The sequence below is a fragment of the Bradyrhizobium sp. CCBAU 11361 genome, assembly GCF_028128935.1.
GTDB lineage: Bacteria > Pseudomonadota > Alphaproteobacteria > Rhizobiales > Xanthobacteraceae > Bradyrhizobium > Bradyrhizobium niftali.
On record NZ_LBJZ01000183.1, the window covers coordinates 94,135 to 117,426 of the forward strand.

Annotated in this window: 20 protein-coding genes; 13 read left to right on the plus strand and 7 right to left on the minus strand. The window is 64.7% G+C overall.

The window, feature by feature from the left end:
• On the plus strand, positions 1–1,377 hold the full coding sequence (locus tag XI08_RS25210) for a vWA domain-containing protein (RefSeq protein WP_271576418.1): 1,377 nt from the start codon (positions 1–3) through the stop codon (positions 1,375–1,377).
• A gap of 26 nt (positions 1,378–1,403) precedes the next feature.
• On the opposite strand, the gene XI08_RS25215 is transcribed toward XI08_RS25210, so the two are convergent.
• The gene (locus XI08_RS25215; protein WP_271576419.1) at positions 1,404–1,586 is read right to left on the minus strand and encodes a hypothetical protein; all 183 of its coding nucleotides are present in this window, start codon (positions 1,584–1,586) and stop codon (positions 1,404–1,406) included.
• A 350-nt stretch (positions 1,587–1,936) separates the two neighbouring features.
• On the opposite strand from XI08_RS25215, the gene XI08_RS25220 reads away from it, so the two are divergent.
• On the plus strand, positions 1,937–2,158 hold the full coding sequence (locus XI08_RS25220; protein WP_271576420.1) for a hypothetical protein: 222 nt from the start codon (positions 1,937–1,939) through the stop codon (positions 2,156–2,158).
• 10 nt (positions 2,159–2,168) lie between these two features.
• On the opposite strand, the gene XI08_RS25225 is transcribed toward XI08_RS25220, so the two are convergent.
• Genes XI08_RS25225 through XI08_RS25235 form a run of 3 tightly spaced genes read right to left on the minus strand, consistent with a single transcriptional unit; the run spans position 2,169 to position 6,116 of the window.
• A complete protein-coding gene (locus XI08_RS25225) occupies positions 2,169–3,560 on the minus strand; it encodes an NCS2 family permease (RefSeq protein WP_271576421.1) in 1,392 nt (463 codons plus the stop codon).
• A gap of 13 nt (positions 3,561–3,573) precedes the next feature.
• Positions 3,574–5,439 (minus strand): adenine deaminase, encoded by a 1,866-nt coding sequence (locus XI08_RS25230; protein ID WP_271576422.1) that lies wholly within the window; start codon positions 5,437–5,439, stop codon positions 3,574–3,576.
• An 8-nt stretch (positions 5,440–5,447) separates the two neighbouring features.
• A complete protein-coding gene (locus tag XI08_RS25235; protein WP_271576423.1) occupies positions 5,448–6,116 on the minus strand; it encodes a TetR/AcrR family transcriptional regulator in 669 nt (222 codons plus the stop codon).
• Positions 6,117–6,348: 232 nt separating this feature from the next.
• Between XI08_RS25235 and XI08_RS25240 the strand changes: the two genes are divergently transcribed.
• Both XI08_RS25240 and XI08_RS25245 read left to right on the plus strand, forming a co-directional pair.
• Positions 6,349–7,362, plus strand: a complete 1,014-nt coding sequence (locus tag XI08_RS25240; protein ID WP_271576424.1) for a formamidase — start codon at positions 6,349–6,351, stop codon at positions 7,360–7,362.
• Between the two features lie 86 nt (positions 7,363–7,448).
• Entirely contained in the window at positions 7,449–8,768 is a 1,320-nt protein-coding gene (locus tag XI08_RS25245; RefSeq protein WP_271576425.1) for a dicarboxylate/amino acid:cation symporter, read from the plus strand.
• 10 nt (positions 8,769–8,778) lie between these two features.
• On the opposite strand, the gene XI08_RS25250 is transcribed toward XI08_RS25245, so the two are convergent.
• Positions 8,779–10,152 (minus strand): hypothetical protein, encoded by a 1,374-nt coding sequence (locus XI08_RS25250; RefSeq protein WP_271576426.1) that lies wholly within the window; start codon positions 10,150–10,152, stop codon positions 8,779–8,781.
• Positions 10,153–10,258: 106 nt separating this feature from the next.
• The gene (locus tag XI08_RS25255; RefSeq protein ID WP_271576455.1) at positions 10,259–11,518 is read right to left on the minus strand and encodes an allantoate amidohydrolase; all 1,260 of its coding nucleotides are present in this window, start codon (positions 11,516–11,518) and stop codon (positions 10,259–10,261) included.
• Between the two features lie 411 nt (positions 11,519–11,929).
• Between XI08_RS25255 and XI08_RS25260 the strand changes: the two genes are divergently transcribed.
• From XI08_RS25260 to XI08_RS25285, 6 genes are all read left to right on the plus strand, one after another.
• Entirely contained in the window at positions 11,930–13,042 is a 1,113-nt protein-coding gene (locus XI08_RS25260; protein WP_271576427.1) for a BMP family ABC transporter substrate-binding protein, read from the plus strand.
• Complete coding sequence (locus XI08_RS25265; protein WP_271576428.1) at positions 13,039–14,151, plus strand: ABC transporter permease; 1,113 nt, start codon at positions 13,039–13,041, stop codon at positions 14,149–14,151. Before XI08_RS25260 ends, XI08_RS25265 begins: the two co-directional genes overlap by 4 nt.
• Complete coding sequence (locus tag XI08_RS25270) at positions 14,151–15,077, plus strand: ABC transporter permease (protein WP_007612833.1); 927 nt, start codon at positions 14,151–14,153, stop codon at positions 15,075–15,077. The genes XI08_RS25265 and XI08_RS25270 overlap by 1 nt, the downstream gene beginning before the upstream one ends.
• A gap of 11 nt (positions 15,078–15,088) precedes the next feature.
• Positions 15,089–15,772 (plus strand): biuret amidohydrolase, encoded by a 684-nt coding sequence (biuH, locus tag XI08_RS25275; RefSeq protein ID WP_135176642.1) that lies wholly within the window; start codon positions 15,089–15,091, stop codon positions 15,770–15,772.
• Positions 15,769–17,301, plus strand: coding sequence for an ABC transporter ATP-binding protein (locus tag XI08_RS25280; RefSeq protein ID WP_271576429.1), 1,533 nt, complete (start codon positions 15,769–15,771; stop codon positions 17,299–17,301). The genes biuH and XI08_RS25280 overlap by 4 nt, the downstream gene beginning before the upstream one ends.
• 70 nt (positions 17,302–17,371) lie before the next feature.
• The gene (locus tag XI08_RS25285; protein ID WP_271576430.1) at positions 17,372–17,857 is read left to right on the plus strand and encodes a nucleoside deaminase; all 486 of its coding nucleotides are present in this window, start codon (positions 17,372–17,374) and stop codon (positions 17,855–17,857) included.
• Between the two features lie 175 nt (positions 17,858–18,032).
• Here the strand turns inward: XI08_RS25285 and XI08_RS25290 are convergent, their stop codons facing one another.
• Entirely contained in the window at positions 18,033–19,139 is a 1,107-nt protein-coding gene (locus XI08_RS25290; RefSeq protein ID WP_271576431.1) for a hypothetical protein, read from the minus strand.
• Between the two features lie 583 nt (positions 19,140–19,722).
• On the opposite strand from XI08_RS25290, the gene XI08_RS25295 reads away from it, so the two are divergent.
• From XI08_RS25295 to XI08_RS25305, 3 genes are read left to right on the plus strand one after another with little or no spacing between them, the layout of a single operon-like run.
• Positions 19,723–21,294, plus strand: coding sequence for an ABC transporter ATP-binding protein (locus XI08_RS25295; protein WP_271576432.1), 1,572 nt, complete (start codon positions 19,723–19,725; stop codon positions 21,292–21,294).
• Entirely contained in the window at positions 21,278–22,369 is a 1,092-nt protein-coding gene (locus XI08_RS25300) for an ABC transporter permease (RefSeq protein WP_271576433.1), read from the plus strand. The genes XI08_RS25295 and XI08_RS25300 overlap by 17 nt, the downstream gene beginning before the upstream one ends.
• The gene (locus tag XI08_RS25305) at positions 22,356–23,273 is read left to right on the plus strand and encodes an ABC transporter permease (protein ID WP_271576434.1); all 918 of its coding nucleotides are present in this window, start codon (positions 22,356–22,358) and stop codon (positions 23,271–23,273) included. Before XI08_RS25300 ends, XI08_RS25305 begins: the two co-directional genes overlap by 14 nt.
• Positions 23,274–23,292: the final 19 nt, after the last annotated feature.

Genomic DNA, 23,292 nt, shown 5'->3' on the forward strand with positions numbered 1-23,292 from the left:
ATGCGCGAGAACATCCATCGTTTCTTTCGGGCAGCACGTGGCGCCGGCGTACACGTCTCGCCCGCCGAAAGCATCGATGCGATGCGCGCGGTTGCGCAGGTCGGCTTTTCAGACCGAACCATCCTGCGCGACACCCTGCTTCTGACGCTCGCCAAATCGCAGGACGAGAAACTCGCGCTCGCCGACTGCTTCGACCTGTTCTTCAGCCAGCCCGAGCCGCGGCAGGAGCAGCCTGAGGGCGCTGACGAGGATGCGTCGCAGGATACGGATCAAGCTCCCTCTTCCGGAGCGGCCAGTGATGCGGGCGGCGGTTCGCCGCAAGAGGAATTGGGCCCGCTCGCGCAGATGCTGCTGTCGCAGGATCGCAATGCGACCGCGGCTGCGATCGCCAGCGCGGCCGGCGCCGCGTCCCTGTCCGACATCCGCTATTCCACGCAGCGCGGCATCTTCTCCAGCCGCATCCTCGACGCCATGGGCCTTCAGCGCCTGCGCGACGACCTCGACCAGCTGACTGCAACCAATCCCGCGCTGGCCGAGCGCCTGCGCGCCGCGCTCGACGCCTTGCGCGAAGCGGTCCGCGACACCGTCTCGCAGGGGCTTGCGCTCTATGCCCGCGAAGAGGCCGAGAACCTCCGCAACGATATCCTGCGCAATGCGCCGCTTGCGCGCATCGAGCGGCGCCAGGTCGCCGAGATGCGCGCCCTCATCCGCCAGATCGCGCGCCGCCTGCGCGAGCGCTATTCCAAGCCACGCAAGCGCCAGCGCCGCGGGCATCTCGACGTCCGCCGCACGCTGCGTCGTAACGCGGCCTGGGGCGGTGTGCCCTTCCTCACGGCGTGGAAGCGCAAGCATCGCGACCGGCCGAAAATCGTCGCGCTCTGCGACGTCTCCGGCTCGGTCGCGCAGGTCTCCGATTTCTTCCTGCTCCTGATCCACTCGCTGCACGAGGTGGTCGACGACGTCCGCTCCTTCGCCTTCTCCTCGCACCTGATCGAGGTCAGCGACATCCTGGAAGCGAAATCGCCGGAAGAGGCGATGGCCGAGATCATGTCCAAAGTCGGCTTCGGCTCATCCGACTACGGCTCGTCGCTGGTCGATTTCGAGAAGGATTTCATGAGCGCGCTGACGCCGCAGACGACGGTGATCGTGCTCGGCGATGCCCGCAGCAACAATCTCGATCCACGCGCCGACATCCTGCGCCGGATCTCCGAGCGCTCGAAGCGGCTGGTCTGGCTCAATCCCGAGGGGCGGCTCGCCTGGGGCTTTGGCGATTCCGAGATGCCGCGCTATGCGACCTTTTGCAGCGTGGTGCGCCAATGCGCCACGGCGCAGCAGCTCGAGCGCGCAGTGTCCGACATCGTGGCGACTTATCAGTAGACGACGATCACGTCCGTCGTCTGGCGTCAGGCGGCAGCCAACTCGGCCTGGACGAAGTTGCACTCCCGAAAGTGATACGCAATTTCGTCGAGTGCGCGCTGCTCCCATTCCTGGGCCTGCGCGAGCCAGAACACCCGGCGCTCCGAATCCAGCGCGGCGCGCTCCCGGCACAGGAATTCCTGACTGCGAATTTCCACCAGCCTGTTCATGCACTCACACTCCTGTCGTGTGAAGCCAATCCCCTGCGAATCAACGTAGCAAACTCCCGCACCTCCTCGCCTCACGATTTGTGTGCATATCGCGACGCAGAATGGGACAGCAATACTTCCCGTGCACTGCGGTAGCTCCGCACGATCAAGAGGCAATCATCAATTAGTGATCGCAGATCGGGACGATATTCGTGCGCGAACGATCTTAACTCTTGTGGCGCAACGAAGTGCGGCAATTCGTGAAGAGAAGTTCTAAACCGCCCACCGAATTCCCGACTCATTGTCGTCGCATGGTCTTCATGCAGCGCCGTTAACAGAGGCGTGCGAACGGTACGATCGCTTGAGGCAACATGAGCAACGATTTCGACTTCGATCTTTCACCCGACCAATGGGAAGCGCTGAAGGCGCTTCGCAACCCGGTGTCGAACGGTCGCCTCGTGAAGGCTTATGTCGTCGAAAGCCTCGTCAAGCTCGGCCTCGTCGTCGTCGATGACGGCACGCCAGCGATGACACTGGCCGGCCGCAAGGCGCTGGTGCGCGGATCGTGCAAGTTGCTGGATCTCGCGGCGTAGCGCCCGCGCGTCAAAAGATCTGGGCGATCACGATCGCGTAAGCGATGAACACGGCGCCGAGCCCCCACACCATCGCCGGAATCTGCGACCGCCGGCCGACAGCCACTTCCAGGGCGATGTAGCTCAGCGTGCCCAGGGCCATTCCGTTGATGAGGTTATTGGTCAGAACGGTGACGAGCAGCGTCAGCACGATCGGAACTGCGTTGCCGAGATCGGTCATGTCGATACGGGCAAGCCCCTGCATCATCAACACACCGACCAGCACCAGCGCGGGCGCAGTCGCTTGTGGCGGGATGATGACGAAGACCGGCCAGAAGAACAGCGCGAGAAAGAAGAGTCCCGCAACGGTCAGCGAAGTCAGTCCCGTGCGGCCACCAGCCTGCACGCCGGTGATTGACTCGATGTACGCCGTGACGACGGAGGTGCCGAGCAGCGGGCCGACGATGGATGCCGTCGCATCGGTTGCAAATGCGGCGGTGGCGTTCGGGATCGAGCCATCGGGCTTGCGCAGATTGGCGGCGCCCGTGACGCCGATCAGCGTGCCAAGCGTCGAGAAGAACTCGGCACACAGGAAATAGAACAGCAGCGGCAGCGCCACAACGAAATGGCTGAAGAGATAGCCGACGTCGAGCGCCATGAAGGTGCTGGTCGGCCAGCGGGGCCATGACATGATCGCCGAAGGCACCGACGTCACCATCTTGCCGTTGCCGCCGGGAACGAAGAAGCCGATCAGGGTGAGTACCGCGATCGACAGGATCAGCGCCGCCGGCACCCGGCGCGCCACCAGCACCGGCGTGAGCAGGAGGCCAAACAGCGTCAGCAGCACCGGCGGGCTGCGCAGCGATCCCATCGCGATGTAGGTCGACGGGTTCTGGACCACGAAGCCGGCGCCGCGCAACGCAATGAAGACGATGAGCGTGCCGACGGCCGCCTGGATGCCGATCTTCAGTGCCTCCGGAACGTCCTTCGCGACTTTCTCGCGCAGCTTCGACAGGCTGAGGATCAGGAACAGAACGCCGGTGAAGGCGACCATGGCGAGCGCGCCCTGCCAGGGCATGCCCATCTGCTTGACGATGACATAGGTGAAGATGACGTTCGATCCCATCGCCGGCGCAACAGCGAGCGGCAGGTTGGCCCACAGCCCCATCATCACCGAGCCGACAATCGCGGCGAGTGCCGTGGCGCTGACCAGATCGGCACGATCCATTCCGGCGTTGGACATGATCGCCGGGTTCACGGCGATGATATAGGCCATCGCTGCGAACGTCGTCGCGCCGGCCATCACCTCGCGGCCGACGCTCGTGCCACGTTCGGTGAGGCCGAAGATACGATCGAGCGGTCCAGCGGCTGCGCGCGGCGCCGGCTCCGTGGAGGCGGCTTGCGGCTTCGTCATCTCGTTCATCCCAATCCTCCCCCTACCAGACCACCGGGTGTGCTTCGCCGGTCTGCACGTTGATGAAGCCGAGCGGCGCCTGCTCACACGGCGCCACCAGCACCCAGCTCCAGGGCGCGCAGGTCAGCGTCGCGAACATCAGCCGCTCGGGGAATCCCGGATACCAGCGTGGCCGGTAGGTCGGCTCATACATCCAGTCGACCTTGCGTCCCTCCGCGTAGAGCGCCTGCATCTCGGCATCGAGCGCTTGCGCCGAGCGGCAGCTCATCAGCCCGCCGACCTCGAAGCGCACGGTTGCAACGAGCTCGCCCTCGCGCACCAGCGCCCATCCGCCCTGAAGTTCGATCAGCGCGTTCACCGCCTTCGCCATCGCCGCGTCGGACGAGCCGACCACCCAGATATTGTGCTTGTCGTGCGCCACCGAGCAGGCAACTGCCGTCTCCGGCGTGCGCGGTCCACAACCGCGCCAGAACATCTTTGCGATGCGTCCGTCGCCCGAAAAGCGGTCGACGATCGCAAATTTGGTGATGGCCTCGCTCTCGTCGCGCTGCACGGCACCGTCGCGCACCGGCAGTTCGAGGGTGTAGAATTCGGGATGCCAATGGAAGGGACGGATCACGGCCGCCTTCATCGTGGTGCGGCCGGGCTCGGCCCGCAGCTCGAAATCCTGAGGCTGGATCGAGCGCTTGATGTTGACCGTCTTCGTTGCCCAGTCCGGCCAGAGGATCTCGGGCACTTGGCCAACGTAGCGCTTGCCTTCGGAGATCTGGGCGCCATCGGCCCACACTTCGGCGATCGTGAGTTTGGCAACATCCGAAAGCAGCACCACGTCGCCGAAACGGCCTGGAGCCAGACTGCCGACGAACGGCGTGAGGCGCATGTGGCGCGCCGGATTGATGGTGAGACACTGGATGGCGATTTCCGGCGCAAGGCCGGCCTCGATCGCGACCCGCGCATTGTGGTCGCTGGCGCCGAGCTCGAGCGTGTGGCTCGCACTGCGGTCATCCGTCGTGAACGCGATCTGCGACCAGTCCTGCAGACCCTTCGCGAGCAGCCATCTGACGATCTCGTCCATGGCATAGACGCGCAGCTCGACGAACAGGCCGCGGGTGAGCTTGTCCCAGGTTTCCTCCGGAGTCTGCACTTCGTGGTCGGACGCGAGCCCGGCCGCGGCAAAGGCGTTGATGGAGGGCAGATCCCGCAAGCCAGAGGCATGGCCTTCGACGACGCCGCGCGCCGCGAATGTCGCCTCGATCATGCCCCAGAGCCGCTTGTAGGACGGATTGTCGGGATTCCAGACCGCTGGCCAGTCCATGACCTCGTCGAGCCCGGTCACCATTAGGCTCTCGCTCATGAAGCGCGCCTGCTCATCGTGGCCATACCAGCCGCCGCCCCATTCATAGGCCGTGGGTGGAACCGCCGAGCCGGGCTGCGGAAAGATCTTGAGCGGCGAGCCGCGGCGGCGTGCCTCGAACCAGAATTCGAGATTGCGCGCGCCGTTGACGTTGGAGAACTCATGGCTCGCCTCGCAGGTCCAGGTATTGCCGTGCGGCAGCACCAGCGCGGCTTCCCATTCCGGCGTCAGATGCGAGCTTTCGATATGCTTGTGCACCTCGCCGAAGCCGGGCACGGCCGCAACGTCCGGCCGATGCACCCGCTCGCGGACCTCGCCCGGATAGCTACCGGCGGGTCCGACCCAGGCGATGCGCCGGCCCTTGAAGACGATCTCCTGATCCTCGCTCCAGGTGCGGCTGTGTACATCGAGCAACCTGCCGACCCGCAAGGCACGATCGGCCGGGCGCCGGCCGAGCGCCGTCAGCACCAGATCCTGGCGGATGCGAACCTCGTCGGGCGCGTTGATCAGAAGATCGTCGGGGATCGCATTCATGGCCTACCTCACTCTACGCCGGTACGTTCGCGGATCGTGGCTCGCTTCCGCGGCGACTTGCCGGCCTTGCCGCTGCGCGCCGCGGCGGCATCGCGCTGCCGAACGTCCTTCAGGAGGGTGGTGAGCGCCCACTCGATCGCGTCGGCGATCTCGGCGCTGGACATGCCGAAATCCTCGCGCATCGCATTCCAGGCCAGCACGTTGTTGAGATAGGACGCGAGCGCCTCCGCCTGACGGACCTCCTTCGCAGGGAGATGCTGCACCAGCGGCGCCATCGCCTTGCGATGCTGGTCGATCAGATGCCGCCGGAAGCCAGCGCGTACCCGGCGGCCGGCCCGCGTCATCGCAATGGCGCGCGCCAGATGCGGATGGCGGTCGAACCGCTTGCACAGCTTGCGGAAGATCTCCGGCAGCTCGTCGGGCGAGGTGAAGGGAATGTAGCTGAAGACGTTGTCCTCGATCCATTCGCCGGCCGCAGCAAACAGTTCCGCGCGGGTCTTGAAGTGCCGATAGATGGTTCGTTCAGCCACCTTCGCGCGCTTGGCCACTGCCGCCATGGAAATATCGTCGGCCGCCTCGTCCTCCAGCGTCTCGACGAAAGCCGCAACGATGCGCTGCCGCGTCATCTCGGCATATTCGTCGCGAAGATTGGCGATATGTCGCTTTGCTGTACTCATGTCAGAAGTCTGACATCCGTCGATTTGGAGGGTCAAGCCGAGATTTGAGGCACGCCGCGCCGCAGCAATGGGCGTCGGCACCCTGGGGGCGGCGGGCGCATCACGCGATGCACGACTTTCGGCCGCCCGCCTGAAAAATGGACTTTTGCGCATCGTCGAAATCGGATTTGCTCTTCGACGAAACGATGGCGCGCAACGGCGCTGCGCTCTGGTTCCAGCAAGGGAGCTGATCATGAACGGGCTTGGCGGGCTGAACAAATCGCCTGAGGGCGTGGTCATCGGGCTGGTGCAGCTGCAACTGCCGAACGTCGTCACTCGGGCCGATCTGGCAAAGCAGACCGAGCGTATCGTCTGGATGGTCGGCAAGGCGCGCCGCAACCTTTCCACCATGGATCTGGTGGTGTTCCCCGAATACTCGCTGCACGGCCTCTCGATGGACACCAATCCCGAGATCATGTGCCGGCTCGACGGGCCCGAAGTCGCGGCCTTCAAGCAGGCCTGCGTCGACAACGGGATCTGGGGCTGCTTCTCCATCATGGAGTTCAACCCGCACGGCAATCCCTACAACTCCGGCCTGATCATCGACGATCACGGCGAGATCAAGCTGTACTACCGCAAGCTCCATCCCTGGATTCCGGTCGAGCCGTGGGAGCCCGGCGACATCGGCATTCCCGTGATCGAGGGACCGAAGGGCGCCAAGATCGCACTGATCATCTGCCACGACGGCATGTTCCCGGAGATGGCGCGGGAATGCGCCTACAAGGGCGCCGAGATCATGATCCGTACCGCCGGCTACACTGCTCCGATCCGCCAAGCCTGGCGCTTCACCAACCAGGCCAATTCGTTCCAGAATCTGATGGTGACGGCGAATGTCTGCATGTGCGGCAGCGATGGCTCGTTCGATTCCATGGGTGAAGGCATGATCGTCAATTTCGACGGCACGGTGCTGGCGCACGGCACCACCGGTCGCGCCGACGAGATCATCACCGCCGAGGTGCGGCCCGACCTCGTGCGCGAGGCGCGGATCAATTGGGGCGTCGAGAACAACATCTACCAGCTCTGGCACCGCGGCTATGTCGCCGTGAAGGGCGGCGCGATGGACTGCCCCTATACCTTCATGCAGGACATGGTCGCCGGCACCTTCCGCCTGCCGTGGGAAGACCAGGTCAAGGTCACCGACGGCAGTTCCTGTGGCTTCCCGGTACCGACGCGGATGTTCGGCAAGACTGCGAAGGCGGCGGAATAGGGCCGTTTTCGGTTCCCACCGCGACATTCTGGCACGGTAGTTGCTCCTTTTTGACGTCCAAGACGCGTCAAATTGGGGAGTCCACCATGTCGACCATTGCCGCGGCCCCGGCCGCCGAGCGCAAACCGCTTTACGCCTCACTGTTCGTCCAGGTCCTGGCCGCGCTGGCGCTTGGCGTCATCCTGGGGATGGCGGTCCCGGACTTCGCCATCGGGCTCAAGATCCTCAGCGACGCCTTCCTCAAGCTGATCTCGATGATCGTGGCGCCGATCGTGTTCTGCGTCGTCGTCCACGGCATTGCCGGCGCCGGCGACCTCAAGAAGGTCGGCCGGGTCGGCGTCAAGGCGCTGGTCTATTTCGAGGTCATGACGACGGTCGCACTCGTGGTCGGCCTGCTGCTCGCCTACCTCTTTGGCCCCGGCCACGGCATGAACATCGATCCCTCGACGCTCGACGCCAAGGCGCTCAACACCTACGCCGACAACGCCCACAAGCTGTCCGGCGGCGGCATCGGCGCCTTTCTGATGAACGTGATCCCGACCACCTCCTTCGATGCGCTGTCGCGCAACGACGTGCTTCAGGTACTGTTCTTCGCGGTGCTGTTCGGCGTCGGTCTTGCGCTCGTCGGCGGCGAGAAGGGCGCGCTCGTCACCTCCATCATCGACTCGGCCTCCACCGTGCTGTTCCGCGTCATGGGGCTTATCGTCCGTGTCGCTCCACTTGGCGTGCTCGGCGCAGTCGCCTACACCGTCGGCAAATACGGCGTCGGCTCGCTGAAGCAGCTCGTCTCACTGGTGATGCTGTTCTACGTCTCGGTCGGCATCTTCGTGCTCGGCGTGCTCGGGGGCGTGATGGCGCTCGCCGGAATCAACATCCTCAAATTCCTCGCCTACCTGCGCGAGGAGCTCACCATCGTGCTCGCGACCGCGTCCTCGGACGCGGTGCTGCCCCAGATCATGAAGAAGCTGGAGCGGATGGGCGTGAAGGATTCCGTGGTTGGCCTCGTGATTCCGACCGGCTATTCCTTCAACCTCGACGCCTTCTCGATCTACCTCACACTCGCCGTCGTGTTCATCGCGCAAGCGACCAATACGCCGCTGTCCTTCGGCGATCTCCTCTTGGTGCTCGGCGTGTCCCTGATCACCTCGAAGGGCGCGCACGGCGTGCCGGGCTCGGCCATCGTGATCCTGGCCGCGACGCTCAATGCGGTGCCGAGCATTCCGGCGATCGGCCTCGTGCTGGTGCTCTCGGTCGACTGGTTCATCGGCATGGCCCGCGCGCTCGGCAACCTCGTCGGCAACTGCGTTGCGACGGTCGTGGTGGCGGCCTGGGAAGGCGACCTCGACCGCGCCACGGCGGCCAAGGTGCTCGAAGGCGGCGAACTGGTGGACGTGACGGCGGGATAGCGCCTGCGGATCAATCATTCCACTGGAGGAGCGGCGTTCCATACGCCCTCCTCCAAACGGACAGGAAGCGCGGAAACCAGGAGTGAGCGACGGCGCCCTTGTAAGCCCAGGTGCGATATTTCAGACCATGTTCCGAGATCAGTTCCTGATAACCGCCATGGACCTCGGTCGCGGTCCGGATGTCCTTCAATATCCCTTGCGCGCAGGCCCGATAGGTATCCCCTCCCGAGAATTCATCATAGTCCAGCATGCGATCGGCAAATTCGACGTTGAACGTCGGCCAGGACGAACGCCCCTGGTAGGCGGGAGCCGCGATCTTGTGGATCATCTTGTTCCGGGGATTATCGGCGGACACCAGGAAATGAAACGTGCTGGGGATGCGGAAACGCGGTTCGGCAATGATCAGATCCGTCGTGGCCGCAAACAGCGCGCGCTCGCTGGCCTCGCTCATATCCCAAAATCCGCGATGCACGCCGACGAAGTCCAGGGCGACCGATGACACCGGCGAGCTCGCGGGGCCATCCAGGGAGTGCCTGATATAGCCGCCCTTGCCGAACAGGCGGAGCAGGTCCTTCTTGTATTGCGCGAGGTCGCGTCCGAGCAGCCGCTTCAGCTCGTTCTCGTCGACGACCCCGAGCTGCACGGCCCACGCGAACGTCGTGTAGACGCAGGCGTTGGTGACGAAACGCCTTCGTTCGGCACGCGTGTCCGTCGCCGCGGAACGCGGCGCGCGGGCGTCGCAGAGCAAATAGCTGACACCGTGGTCGTCGAACGGCTCCAGCTCGCTCGCGAGCTGAAGGGTCGCGCGCTTCAGGTCGCCGCCGTATTCGGCCAGCAGCAAGCGGCCGGCATGCGCGCATTGTGACATCGCCAGATAGGACGACGCCCTCTCCTCGGCGGAGATCATCTGCCGGAGGCCGGCCAGAATGCCGAGCAGCGTGTCCGACGGGCGCGAGAAATAGTTCACGCCGAGATACCGCGCGCGTCCCGCCGGGACGATGGTCGTCGTGACGACATCGGCGCGAACCGCCTCCAGCAACAGGCGAACGCTCTTCTCGAGCAGGCGCACCCGCCGCACCGCGTCCTGTGCATCCATGATAGTCTCGGGGTCGAGAACGTCAGGATAGAACCAGGCGAAATCGCGCGGGTAATAGGCGGAGGCGTGCGGCGCCCCCGTGACGAGGAAAGCCTCGGTCACCGAGAAGGCGCTGTCCATCGAATGCCGGTAGAGGTCCTCAATGGCCGACAACGAATGAGGCGATTGTCTCAGGAATCGATCGCCGAGAAAATTGACCGCCTGAAGGGCGTTGGCGACAAACGTCGCAGCCATGCCCTGGTAAAACCGGTTCTCGCGATGTGATGGAAAAGAGATGTCGCTGTTCATGTCCGTCAATCGGCTGATGTCTCGTGACCCCGGTGATGGCGGCCACCATTTTAAACATGACTGATTCGTATCTCTACCCGGTGACCTGCGGGCTCATGACGCTCGCCTACGCCGCCCGCGGCCGGAAATTCTCGACCACCCTGAGCAGCACCCGGGCGCCGGCGTCGGCGTCGGCGAGCTCGACATGCTCGTCCGGGTGATGGCTGACGCCGCCGCGGCAGCGGACGAAGATCATGCCGACATCGGCGATGTCGATCATGGCCATGCCGTCATGCCCGGCCCCGCTCGGCAGTTCGAACACGGACACGCCTTCCGCGGCGATTGCCCGCGCGATCTGGTCCTTCAGCCAGGGCGCGCAGGGTGCGGTGCGGTTCTCATGGGTGACATCGAGCTGGAGCGCCAGCTGCCGGCGCTTGGCGATCGCCTCGACCTGTCGGACGACGTCGGCGACCGCACGCTTGCGGTGCATGTCGGTCGGCGCGCGCATGTCGATGGTGAAGGACACCTCGCCCGGAATGACATTGGTCGCGCCGGGCTTTGCCTGGATGTAGCCGACGGTGCCGACCAGGCCGCCCTCGTCGGTCCGGCAGAACTGCTCGATCGCGCCGATGCATTCGGCAGCTCCAGTGAGCGCGTCACGGCGCAGCGCCATCGGCACGGTGCCGGCGTGGCCGGCCATGCCGTTCAGCCGTGCGGCCAGCCGTGTCGCGCCCGCAATCGCGGTGACCACGCCGACGGGCAGGCTCTGGGCTTCCAGCACCGGGCCCTGCTCGATGTGCAATTCGAGATAGGCGAGCAGCTCGCGCCGGGTCCGCGCGGCCGCGCCGATATGATCGGGATCGAGACCAAACTTGACCAGCGCATCGCGCATCGACACGCCATCGCGATCGCGCGTGTTCATGACGCTCTCGTCGAAAGTGCCGGCCACCGCGCGGCTGCCGAGCAGCGTCGAGGCGAAACGTACCCCCTCCTCGTCGGCAAAGCCGATGACCTCGATCGCGAACGGCAGTCGCTTGCCGCGGCGGTTGAGATCGGCGACGCAGGCGATGGCCGTGATCACACCCAGCGGCCCATCCCATTTGCCGGCGTCGCGCACGGTGTCGTAGTGCGAGCCGAGCATCAGGCAGGGCGCCCCCGGCCGCTCGCCCTCATAGCGACCGCAGACATTGCCGATCGCATCGAGATGCGCGCTCATGCCGGCCTCGCGCATCCAGCCGAGGATGAGATCCGCAGCCGCGCGCAGCTCCTTGCTGAGATAGATGCGAGTGAGCTTGTCGGTCTCTTCCGAAATCGCACCGAGCTCGTTGATGCGGCGAACGATCTCCTTGCCGAGCGATGCATCTTGAACGGCGGTGGCAGCACCCATCTCGGTCGAGCTTTCCATCTTCTGGGACCCGCAGCGGCGGCAGTCCTTGCGACAATCGATACAAGTTCGGTGCCAGCAAAATCACGCGTCCGGCGCCGTCCCGATCAGCGCGTGGTTAGCATGAATGCGCCTTGCCGGCAGACCGTCCGACGCCGGTCATACACATGCGAACGCTGGTTAAGACTGCTTAACTCCACTGCATACAATCAAACAATATTGCCTATAAAATAATCTGCCATTTTCCTCAGCAGGATTCTCGAAAGAACCATATCTATTATTTTTCAAATACTTGTATCGGAATGCACGCTTCATAGCCTCTGGCACAAAGCTTGCGACAACTTATCCAGGGCTCCGCCAACCCGGCGGTGGCCGCGAGATCAAGGCGGGACATCCGCCCAAGGGGAGCAAGCAATGGATTTTGGCAGGATTTCACGACGTCATTTGTTGCAGGGCGGCGCGGCCCTCACCCTCGGCGCGGCGGCCGGCGCCCGCCCGGCCTTCGCGGCCGACACCACCATCGGCTTCATCTATGTCGGCTCGCGCGACGACTACGGCTACAACCAGGCGCACGCGCAGGGCGCGGCGGCGTTGAAGAAGATTCCCGGGCTCAAGGTCGTCGAGGAAGAGAAGGTGCCGGAGACCGACGCGGTCGAGAAGACGATCGAGTCCATGATCAATCTCGACGGCGCCACCCTGCTCTTCCCGACCTCGTTCGGCTACTACAATCCACACATGATCAAGATGGCCAACAAGTACCCGAAGCTGCGCTTCGAGCACTGCGGCGGCCTCTGGACCGACAAGGACCCGAAGAACGCCGGCAGCTATTTCGGCTATATCGACGAAGCCCAATACATCTCCGGCATCGTCGCCGGCTACACCTCCAAGAGCGGCAAGCTCGGCTTCGTCGCCGCAAAGCCGATCCCGCAGGTGCTGCGCAACATCAACGCCTTCACCCTCGGCGCCAGGCTCGCCAACCCGAAGGCCACGACGCAGGTGATCTTCACCGGTGACTGGTCGATGCCGGTCAAGGAAGCCGAAGCCACCAACAGCCTGATCGATCAGGGCGTGGACGTGCTCACCTGCCACGTCGACGGGCCGAAGACGATGGTCGAGAACGCGGCGCGCCGCGGCGCCTTCGTCTGCGGCTATCACACCAACCAGTCGCCGCTTGCGCCGAAGGCGTATCTCACCGGCGCCGAGTGGAACTGGGAAGCGCTCTATCCGAAGTTCGTCAAGATGATCGCCGCCGGCGAGAGCATCCCGAACTTCTTCCGCGGCGGCCTCAAGGAAGAGATCGTCAAGACCTCGCCTTATGGCGAAGCCGTCGCCGCCGAGGCGCGCAAGCATGCCGACGACGTCAAGGCCAAGTTCTTGTCGGCGGAAGGCTACACGATCTTCAAGGGAGGCCTCCTCGACAACAAGGGCAAGATGGTGATCCCTGCCGGCACCGATCGCGGCCAGAAGGATCCCGAACTGGAGAAGATGGACTACCTCGTCGAAGGCGTGATCGGAGCGACTTCGTGACCACGGAAGCGGCGGATTCTGCCGAGGTGGCCGGGACAATTGCCCCGGCCGCCGACCCCGGCTTTCTCCAACGCCACGGCGGCACGATCGAATATGTCCTGATCCCGGGCGCGGCGCTCGCAGGCGCGCTGGTGGTCTTCGGCATCTTCGTCGCGATGTTCGGCAAGAATCCGCTCGACCTCTATTTCTACATGTACTACGGCGCCTTCGGCACCTGGTTCTCCTGGCAGAACACGCTGACGCGTGCTGCGCCGCTGATCCTCACCGCGCTCTGCACCGCGCTGCCCGCGCAGCTCGGCATGGTCATCATCGGCGGCGAAGGCGCGCTGCTGATCGGCGCGCTGTCCGCGACGAGTGCTGCGCTCGCACTCCAAGGCATGCCGCCGCTCGTCGTGCAGATCGCCATGATCATCGCCGGCGTGATCGGCGGCGGATTGTGGATCATGCTGTCCGGTGCGCTGCGGCAGTATCGCGGCGTCAACGAGACCATCTCGAGCCTGCTGCTCGTCTATATCGCGCTCGCGATCCTCAACCATCTCGTCGAGGGGGCGATGCGCGATCCTGCCAGCCTCAACAAGCCCTCGACCCGCGAGATCGGCGCCGCCAACATGATCGGCAGCATTCCCGGCACCGACGTGCATTGGGGCCTCGTCTTCGGCCTGATCGCCGCAATCGCCGCCTACATCCTGATCTACCACACCGTGTTCGGCTTCGCCGCGCGGGTTGCCGGCGGCAACATCCGCGCCGCGAAGATCGTCGGCCTCGGCGTCAGCAAGCTGATCCTGACCGTTTGCTTCCTCGCCGGCGGTGCGGCAGGCCTTGCCGGCATGGTCGAGGTCGCCGCCGTGCAGGGGCGCACCAACGCCAATCTCGCGGCCGGCTATGGCTTCACCGGCATTCTCGTCGCGTTCCTGGCGCGGCAAAATCCGCTCGCCATCATCCCCGTCGCGATCCTGCTCGGCGGCATCAGCGCCAGCGGCGGCCTCTTGCAGCGCCGCCTGGGGTTGCCCGACGCGTCCGTGCTGGTGCTCCAGGGCATCATCTTCGTCTTCGTGCTGGCCAGCGATGCGCTTTACGGCCGCATCGGATTCTTGAAGGGAAGATCCTGATGGCAGACGGATCGATCGGACTCTGGACCGTCCCGCTCGCCGTGCTCGGCGGTGCCATTCGCGTCTCCACCCCGTTCCTGTTCGTGAGTCTCGGCGAATGCATCACCGAGCGCTCGGGCCGCATCAATCTCGGCCTCGAAGGCACGCTGGTGATGGGCGCGATGAGTGCCTACGGCATCTCCTACCTCACGGGATCACCGTGGCTGGGTGTACTCGCCGCCGGCATCACCGGCGCGCTGCTGGGCGCACTGCACGCCGGCATCTGCTCGCTGCCGCGCGTCAACGACGTCGCGGTCGGCATCGCCTTGATGCTGTTCGGAACCGGGCTTGCCTTCTATCTCGGCAAGCCGCTGATCGAGCCCACCGCACCGCGACTACCCGCAATCGATTTCGGCTGGTGGAGCGACATCCCGCAGGTCCGCGCGGCGCTACGCGTCAACGTCCTGTTCCTGATCGGCGTCGCGCTCGCCCCGATCCTGTACTGGGCCTTCCGTACCACACGCTGGGGCCTTCTCATTCGAACCGCCGGCGAAAGCTCGGACGCGGCGCGTGCCATGGGCCACTCGGTGCTGCTGATCCGCCTGCGCGCCACCATGGTCGGCGGCTTCCTCGCCGGCATCGGCGGCTCGTTCCTGTCGCTGTTCTATCCCGGCAGCTGGAACGAGGGCCTGTCCTCCGGACAGGGCATCACGGCCGTCGCGCTCGTCATCTTCGCGCGCTGGGATCCCCTGCTCTGTCTGTGGGCCTCGCTCGCCTTCGGCGGCGCCGCGGCGCTGGGACCGGCGCTGCAATCGGTTGGCGTCACCTCCGGCTATCACCTCTTCAACGCCGCGCCCTACATCCTGACGCTGGCGATCATGATCATCACCTGCTCGCCGAAACGCACACTGACCGGAGCCCCGGCCGAATTGTCGATCACCCGCTAGAGAGCGAAATCATGCCCGAGCGCTACATCAAGTCCGAGCCCTACGCCTGGCCCTATAACGGTGACCTCCGCCCCGAGAACACGGCGCTGATCATCATCGACATGCAGACCGATTTCTGCGGCGTCGGCGGCTACGTCGACAAGATGGGCTATGACCTCTCGCTGACGCGGGCGCCGATCGAGCCGATCAAGAAGCTGCTCAGCGTCATGCGTGCCCAAGGCTTTCACATCATCCATACCCGCGAGGGCCATCGTCCCGATCTCTCCGACCTGCCAGCCAACAAGCGCTGGCGCTCGCGCCAGATCGGCGCCGGCATCGGCGATCCCGGCCCCTGCGGCCGCATCCTCGTGCGTGGCGAGCCCGGCTGGGACATCATCGAGGAGCTTAGCCCCCTGCCGGGCGAGCCTGTTATCGACAAACCCGGCAAGGGCTCGTTCTGCGCCACCGATCTGGAGCTGATCCTGCGCGTACGCGGTATCGAGAACATCGTTCTCACAGGCATCACCACCGACGTCTGCGTCCACACCACCATGCGCGAGGCCAACGACCGCGGCTTCGAATGCGTGCTGCTGCACGATTGCTGCGGCGCCACGGACAAGAGCAATCACGATCATGCGCTGAAGATGATCAAGATGCAGGGCGGCGTGTTCGGTGCGGTCTCCACCTCCGACGCCTTCATCGGAGCGATTTCGTGATCATCGGCGAAACGCCCCCGCCCTCAGGTGCGTTCGGCGTCGACGCCATCGCCATGACCATGCGCTTCGGCGATTTCCTGGCGCTCGACAATGTCGAGCTGAAGGTGCGGCCGGGGTCATTCCATGCGCTGCTCGGCGAGAACGGCGCCGGAAAATCGACGCTCGTCAAATGCATCATGGGCTATTACCACGCAACCGAAGGCGACATCATCGTCGGCGGCCGCGAGCAGGCGATCGCCAACCCGAAAGACGCTCACGCCCTCGGCCTCGGCATGGTCTACCAGCACTTTACGCTGGTGCCGGCCATGACGGTCGCCGAAAACCTCGTGCTGGCCCGCGACAACGTGCCGGCCGTGGTGGACTGGTCGAAGGAGATGAAGGAGCTCGAGGCCTTCCTGGCGCGGATGCCCTTCAAGGTCCCGCTCTCTGCAAAAATCTCCGACATCTCGGCTGGCGAACGGCAGAAATGCGAGATCCTGAAACAGCTCTATCTGAAGCGCCGCTTCCTGATCCTGGACGAGCCCACCTCGGTGCTGACGCCGGCGGAGGCCGACGAGGTGCTCGGCATGCTCCGCGACATGGTCGTCAAGGGCGAGCTGACGATCCTGATGATCACGCACAAATTCCGCGAGGTCATGGCCTTCGCCGACGAGGTCACCATCCTGCGCCGCGGCAAGCTCGCCGGAGCCGGCAAGGTCGCTGAGCTCACGCCAGACGCGATGGCGCGCACCATGATCGGTGCCGAGGAGCTGACCGTGCAGCCGCCACGTACCGGCAAAGCCGGCCAGGCGCGGCTGGAACTGGAAAAAATTCGCGCGCTCGACGACGCCGGCGCCATTGCCGTCCATGACGTTTCCCTGACCGTGCGCGCCGGCGAGATCGTCGGCATCGCCGGCGTCTCCGGCAACGGCCAGCGCCAGCTCGTCGAGGTGCTGGCCGGCCAGCGCAAGGCCGAGAGCGGCGAGATTCGTGTCGCAGGCGATCCCTATCGCGCCAGCCGCGAGGAGATGCGGCGCCACAAGATGTCGCTGCTGCCCGAGGAGCCGCTGAAGAACGCCTGTGTCGGCGGCATGAGCGTCGCCGACAACATCGCCTTCCGCGAGTTCGACCGCGCGCCGTTCGCCAGCGGCGGCTGGTGGCTCAATCGCAGCGCCTTCCGCAACGACGCCAGGAAGAAGATCGGGCAGTACAAGATCAAGACCCGCACGCCCGATACGCCAATCTCGGCGCTCTCGGGCGGCAACGTCCAGCGCGCCGTGCTCGCCCGCGAGCTCGGCGGCGACGTCGAGGTGCTGATTGCCGCCAATCCCTGCTTCGGTCTCGACTTCGCGGCGGTGGCGCAGATCCACGCGGAGATCATGGCGGCGCGCAACCGCGGCGCGGCGGTGCTGCTCGTCAGCGAAGACCTCGATGAACTGCTCGAATTGTCCGATCGCCTCGTGGTAATGTTCCACGGCGAGTTCGTGTATGAAGCACGGACCAGCGAGGCCGATCTCACCGTGGTCGGCCGGCACATGGCGGGACACTGACTAATCGTTTGAGCATGATCTTTTCGGAAAACCGCTGTACACTTTTCCGGATCATGCTTTGGGAGGACCGATGGACGGCGCAGACGAACGCGACGAGCACTTTCTGCGTCTGTCCTTTGCGGTCGCCCGCCGTTCCCTCACCCATGGCAACCATCCCTTCGGCTGCATCGTCGTCGATGCGGACGGCAAGGTGCTGATCGAAACCGAGAACGGCTACATGCCTGATAGCGACGGCACTGCGCATGCCGAGCGCCTTGCGGCCACGCAGGCCTGCCGCTCGCTCGGCCGGGACGTGCTGGCAAAGGCCACGCTTTACTCCTCGGCAGAACCGTGTGCGATGTGCGCCGGGGCGATCTACTGGGCCGGCATCGGCCGCGTCGTCTACGGCCTCAGCGAGCACCGCCTGCGCGGCGTTACCGGCAACCATCCGGAGAACCCGACCCTCGACCTGCCCTGCCGCGCGGTCTTTGCCAGCGGCCAGCGACCGACGGAGGTCGTCGGGCCGCTGCTGGAGGTCGAGGCCGAAGCGCTGCACGACGGCGTGTGGACGAAGTAGCTCGACTTCGTAGGGTGGGTTAGCCGATGGCACCCACCTCTTCTGTTTCCGCAGACAAAAACCGTGGTGGATTACACCTTCGGCTAATCCACCCTACATCACAGCACCTCAAAAACGAATGGCGCCGCGCGGGTCATGCGCGGCGCCATCGCTTCAGCTTGGAGACTTCAGTCGATCAGAACTTCACCGTGATGCCACCGTAGACCGTGGACTCGGTGCAGCTCTTGGTGCTCTGGCCAGTCGGCGCGATCGTGCAGACGCCCGCCATGGCGTTGTGGTCGAGGCCGAACTTGTTCTGCCAGTAGCGGTAGGCAACCCACAGGTCGACGAAGTGCGAGTACTTGTCACCCCACACCGCCTTCGAGGCATCGAAGGTCAGGCGGATCGGCTCGCTGTTCAGCTCGGTCTTGGACTTGGTGCTGAAGATGCCTGTGCCAGACAGCGCGGGAAGGCCGTTCGAGTCACCCTTCGGTCCGTACCAGCCGGCGCGACCGCTGATCGACCAGAACTGCATGTTCGGCGGCAGGAAGCCGAGGTCCATGTAGTAGTTGATTTCGACGGCCCAGGTCGGGTTGTAGCTGACATTGCCGTCGGAGTTACAGGTCACGCCGGGGACGCCAGCGCCGAATAGGCCGCACTGGGTGAAGGCGTTGTGGTTCGAGAACTCCCAGTACATCAACGGAGCGACGTTGATGTAGCCCTTGTAGGGAAGGTCGAAGGCGAACTGGAGACCGGCGACGACGTCGCGCTTGGCGGGCGCGAGGAAGTTGTTCTCGGTGTTGGCATCCATGCCGACTTCGAACGAAATGTTGTGCAGCGGCCCCATGGTGAAGGCCTTGGTGTTGAAGATCTCGTTCCAGCCGAAGGTCGAGCGGAACAGGCCGTAGATTTCGGTGGCGCCCGCGCAATCGCTGGCGGTGCCGTTGATGTTCACGCCCGGCGCAACGCAAGGCGAGGCAGGGTCGTTATGACCCGACTTGAACATCGAGATGGTGAAGAAGTTGGTGCCGTAGGCCCAGAGGTCGAAGTGGGTGAAGGAGTAGACCTGCTTCGCGGTGGTGCCGTTGATGCTGCCGTCCGGACGGACGCTCCACATGCCGGGGTCGGTACCCTTGGGCATCCACGAGAAGGACACGCGGTTGTCGATCACCAGGAAGAACGGGAGGTCGGCCGCCTTCTTGGCAGCCTTGACCGGCAGATCCGCCGCCTGGGCCAGGCCAGAGGTAGCGAGCGTAGCAAGTGACAGCGCGGCGGCTGCAATTGCCTTGAAACGAAACGACATCCTGAATACCCCCAAGTTTGGACACGTAAAAATGAACGTCCCTTGGGTGCGACACTTGCGCCGATCTCCCGGGGTGAGAAGCCTCAACTTCTTTCAAGGCATGCCGCATGTTTCGGCACGCGGCGGCATTTCACTGCGGAATCCTAGGGATTCTTGCGCGCTCCCTTCCGCCGGCCTACGACAAGGCAAGGCGGGCTATTGCCGGACATTCCCGTTTGATTTTGTTCGGCTTTCATGTCGGAGCGAACGTGCAAGGCATGATGACAGACGGCCATCGTCACATCGGTCCGCAAATGCATACGCGCGGTGGCGCGACTTTGCTCAACTTCAGGTCAAGCCTGCACAGCCGGTTCCGATTTGGTTTGAACCGTCACAAATTTGCAACAGACGTCACGTGCAAGCCGCGCCCGCAAGGACAGTCCCGAGGCGCTGGAGCACGATCCGCACCCGGCCGGAGCGGCGACTCGCCGATATCAACCGCCTGCCGAAGCGTTGAGCAAGGGATGACGCTTTTCACACCTTACGCGGCGGTTCAAACTAGCTCACTATTGAGACACTTCACCCCATGCAAGCGCATCAGCGAATGTTAGATCCGACGCCTAACGGCCTGCATTCCGGCGAGTCCCCGCTGCTTCAGACGCTCGGGCTCACCAAGCGCTATGGGGATTTTCTCGCCAACGATTCCATCGACATCGATATCTGGCCGACGGAAATCCACGCGCTGCTGGGCGAGAACGGCGCCGGCAAGTCCACGCTGGTCAAGGCGATCTACGGGCTGATCCAGCCCAGCGCCGGCGAGATTCGCTGGCAGGGCCAGCCGATCGTACTGTCCGGTCCGTCGGAAGCTCGCAGCCGCGGCATCGGCATGGTGTTCCAGCATTTCTCGCTGTTCGACAACCTCACCGTCGCCGAGAACGTCGCGCTCGGCCTCGACGGCAAAGAGTCCTTCAAGGACATGTCGGCGCGGCTGGAGCAGGTGTCGAAGACCTATGGACTGCCGCTCGATCCCAAACGCGAGGTCTGGCAATTGTCGGTTGGCGAGCGCCAGCGTATCGAGATCGTTCGCGCGCTGATGCAGGATCCGAAATTCCTGATCCTGGACGAGCCTACCGCCGTGCTGACGCCGCAGGAGGCCGACCAGCTCTTCATCGTGCTGGAGCGGCTCAAGGCCGAAGGCCGTGCCATCCTCTACATCAGCCACAAGTTGGAGGAGGTGAAGCGGCTCTGCGACACCGCCACGATCCTGCGCGGCGGCAAGAAAGTGGACACCTGCAATCCCCGGCTCGAGACCGCCGCCTCGCTCGCGCGCATGATGGTCGGCGGCGAGATCAAGGAAGTCAAAGCGCCCGCCGGCCGCAAGACCACCGTGCCGCGGCTCGTCGTCAACGACCTCACGCTCGCACCGAGCGAAGCGCACGGCGTTCGGCTTGAGCACATCTCGTTCGAGCTGAAGGGCGGCGAGATTCTCGGCATCGCCGGCGTCGCCGGCAACGGCCAGGACGAGCTGTTCGCCGCGCTTTCCGGCGAGCGCCTGTCCAAGGACCCCGGCACGGTGGTCATCGAGGGCATCGCCGCCGGGCATCTGTCGATCACGCAGCGGCGCAAGCTGGGGGCCGCCTTCGTTCCCGAGGAACGGCTCGGTCACGGCACCGCGCCGCGCATGAAGCTGTCGGAAAACGCGCTGCTGACCGGCCACGCCGCCAGCGGCATGGTCCATCGCGGCTTCATCGACACCGCGGCCACGCTGAAGACCGTCGACCGCGCGACCGAAACGTTCGATGTGCGCAAGGCCAAGCGTGATCCGGAGGCTGCGAGCCTTTCTGGCGGCAATCTGCAAAAGTTCATCGTCGGCCGCGAGATCCTGCGCAATCCGGCGGTGCTGGTGGTGAGCCAGCCCACCTGGGGCGTCGATGCCGGCGCTGCCGCCGTCATCCGCCAGGCGCTGCTCGATCTCGCAACCGCCGGCGCTGCCGTGCTGGTGACAAGCCAGGATCTCGACGAGCTCGCAGAGATCGCCGACCGCATCGCCGTGATGTTCCACGGCCACCTGTCCGCGCCGCTCGCAACAAGCGAGGCGACTCGCGAAAAGCTCGGCCTTCTGATGGGCGGTAGCAGCCTGGAGCCGAAGGAGGCCGCGCATGCAGTTGGTGCTTGAGAAGCGCGCCGAGCGCTCCAACACGATCGCGCTGGTCTCGCCGCTGATCGCGATCGGCCTGACGATCGTCACCATGACCATCCTGTTCGCGATCCTCGGCAAGAATCCGCTGCTCGCCCTGCATGCCTATTTCATCGCGCCGCTCACTGACAGCTATTCGCTCCAGGAGATCGCGGTGAAGGCAACACCGCTGGTGATGATCGCGATCGGCCTGTCGCTCTGCTATCTCGCCAATGCCTGGAACATCGGCGCCGAAGGGCAATTCCTGATCGGCGCGGTCGCCGGAAGCTGGATTGCGGTGAAGACGCAAGGCACCGACGCCGGGGCCTGGGTGTTGCCGGCGATGCTCGTGCTCGCAGCCGCAGCAGGCGCGCTCTATGCGCTGATCCCGGCGATCTGCAAGGTGAAGTTCGGCGCCAGCGAGATCCTGACCAGCCTGATGCTGGTCTATGTCGCCGATCTTCTTCTCGACTACCTCGTGCGCGGCCCCTGGCGCGATCCGCACGGCTTCAATTTCCCGACCACCGCCGAATTCGATCCGGTGGCGACGGTGCCGCTGCTGATCGAAGGCGGCCGGCTCCACCTCGGGTCGATCATCGCCCTGCTCGTCGTTGCAGCGGCGGCGATCCTGCTCGGACGAACCATCAAGGGATTCGAAATCCGCGTGGTTGGCGCGGCGCCCCGCGCGGCGCGGTTCGGCGGCTTCAACGCCAACCAGCTGATCATCCTGACCTTCGCGGTGTCGGGCGCGCTGGCCGGCCTCGCCGGCATCATCGAGGTCGCAGGCCCGGTCGGACATCTCCAGCCCGGGATCTCGCCGGGCTACGGTTTTACCGCGATCATCGTCGCTTTCCTCGGCCGGCTGAATCCCCTTGGAATATTAATTGCAGGCCTTTTTCTCGCACTGACCTTTATCGGCGGCGAGCAGGCGCAGATCGCGATGAAGATCCCGTTGGACGTCACCAAGGTATTTCAGGGCATCCTGCTGTTCTACGTGCTCGCCTGCGACTCCCTCATTCTCTACCGCTTCAAGCTGGTCTTCCCGAACCGACAGGTGGCCCGTGGAACTGGTTGAAGCCATCATCCTTGCGGTGCTCGCCGCCTCGACGCCGCTTCTGATCGCGGCGACCGGCGAGCTCGTGACCGAGCGCTCCGGCGTGCTCAATCTCGGCGTCGAGGGCATGATGATCGTCGGCGCCGCCTGCGGCTTTGCCGGCGCCTGGCTGACCGGCTCGATCTTCGTCGGCGCGCTGTTCGGCATCGTCGCGGGCGCGCTGATGTCGCTGATCTTCGCCCTGATGGCGCTCGGCCTCGCGGTCAACCAGGTCGCAACGGGCCTGGCACTGACCATCCTCGGCATCGGGCTCTCCGGCCTGATCGGCGCCGGGTTCGTCGGCGAGCGCATCACGCCGGCGCTGCATCTTGCCATTCCCGGCCTCACCGGCATCCCGTTGATCGGCCGCGTGCTGTTCGGCGAGGACGCCTTCGTTTATTTCTCCATCGCACTCATCATCGGCGTCTGGTGGTTCCTGTACCGCACGCGGGCGGGCTTGATCCTGCGCGCCTGCGGCGACAATCACGTCTCCGCGCACGCGCTCGGCTATCCCGTGCTGCGCATCCGCACTTTCGCCGTGATGTTCGGCGGCGCCTGCGCCGGGCTTGCCGGTGCTTACCTGCCGCTCGCCTACACGCCGTTCTTCATTCCCGGCATGACCGCGGGCCGCGGCTGGATCGCGCTGGCGCTGGTGGTGTTCTCGTCCTGGCGGCCGGGCCGGCTCGTGGTCGGCGCTTATCTGTTCGGCGCGGTGACGATCCTGCAACTGCACGCGCAGGGCTGGGGCGTCGGCATTCCCTCGCAGTTCATGTCGGCGCTGCCTTACCTCGCAACCGTCATCGTCCTGGTCCTGTTGTCCCGGGCGCGCACCGGCGGCTCGACCGCACCCGCTGCGCTCGGCACCGTGTTCGTGCCTGACCGCTGAGTTTTCATTTCCACGGCGG

Coding starts and splice junctions, on each gene's coding strand:
- XI08_RS25210 (WP_271576418.1), top strand. CDS start 1: ATGCGCGAGAACATCCATCGTTTCTTTCGGGCAGCACGTGGCGCCGGC.
- XI08_RS25215 (WP_271576419.1), bottom strand. CDS start 1,586: ATGAACAGGCTGGTGGAAATTCGCAGTCAGGAATTCCTGTGCCGGGAG.
- XI08_RS25220 (WP_271576420.1), top strand. CDS start 1,937: ATGAGCAACGATTTCGACTTCGATCTTTCACCCGACCAATGGGAAGCG.
- XI08_RS25225 (WP_271576421.1), bottom strand. CDS start 3,560: ATGAACGAGATGACGAAGCCGCAAGCCGCCTCCACGGAGCCGGCGCCG.
- XI08_RS25230 (WP_271576422.1), bottom strand. CDS start 5,439: ATGAATGCGATCCCCGACGATCTTCTGATCAACGCGCCCGACGAGGTT.
- XI08_RS25235 (WP_271576423.1), bottom strand. CDS start 6,116: ATGAGTACAGCAAAGCGACATATCGCCAATCTTCGCGACGAATATGCC.
- XI08_RS25240 (WP_271576424.1), top strand. CDS start 6,349: ATGAACGGGCTTGGCGGGCTGAACAAATCGCCTGAGGGCGTGGTCATC.
- XI08_RS25245 (WP_271576425.1), top strand. CDS start 7,449: ATGTCGACCATTGCCGCGGCCCCGGCCGCCGAGCGCAAACCGCTTTAC.
- XI08_RS25250 (WP_271576426.1), bottom strand. CDS start 10,152: ATGAACAGCGACATCTCTTTTCCATCACATCGCGAGAACCGGTTTTAC.
- XI08_RS25255 (WP_271576455.1), bottom strand. CDS start 11,518: ATGGGTGCTGCCACCGCCGTTCAAGATGCATCGCTCGGCAAGGAGATC.
- XI08_RS25260 (WP_271576427.1), top strand. CDS start 11,930: ATGGATTTTGGCAGGATTTCACGACGTCATTTGTTGCAGGGCGGCGCG.
- XI08_RS25270 (WP_007612833.1), top strand. CDS start 14,151: ATGGCAGACGGATCGATCGGACTCTGGACCGTCCCGCTCGCCGTGCTC.
- biuH (WP_135176642.1), top strand. CDS start 15,089: ATGCCCGAGCGCTACATCAAGTCCGAGCCCTACGCCTGGCCCTATAAC.
- XI08_RS25285 (WP_271576430.1), top strand. CDS start 17,372: ATGGACGGCGCAGACGAACGCGACGAGCACTTTCTGCGTCTGTCCTTT.
- XI08_RS25290 (WP_271576431.1), bottom strand. CDS start 19,139: ATGTCGTTTCGTTTCAAGGCAATTGCAGCCGCCGCGCTGTCACTTGCT.
- XI08_RS25295 (WP_271576432.1), top strand. CDS start 19,723: ATGTTAGATCCGACGCCTAACGGCCTGCATTCCGGCGAGTCCCCGCTG.
- XI08_RS25300 (WP_271576433.1), top strand. CDS start 21,278: ATGCAGTTGGTGCTTGAGAAGCGCGCCGAGCGCTCCAACACGATCGCG.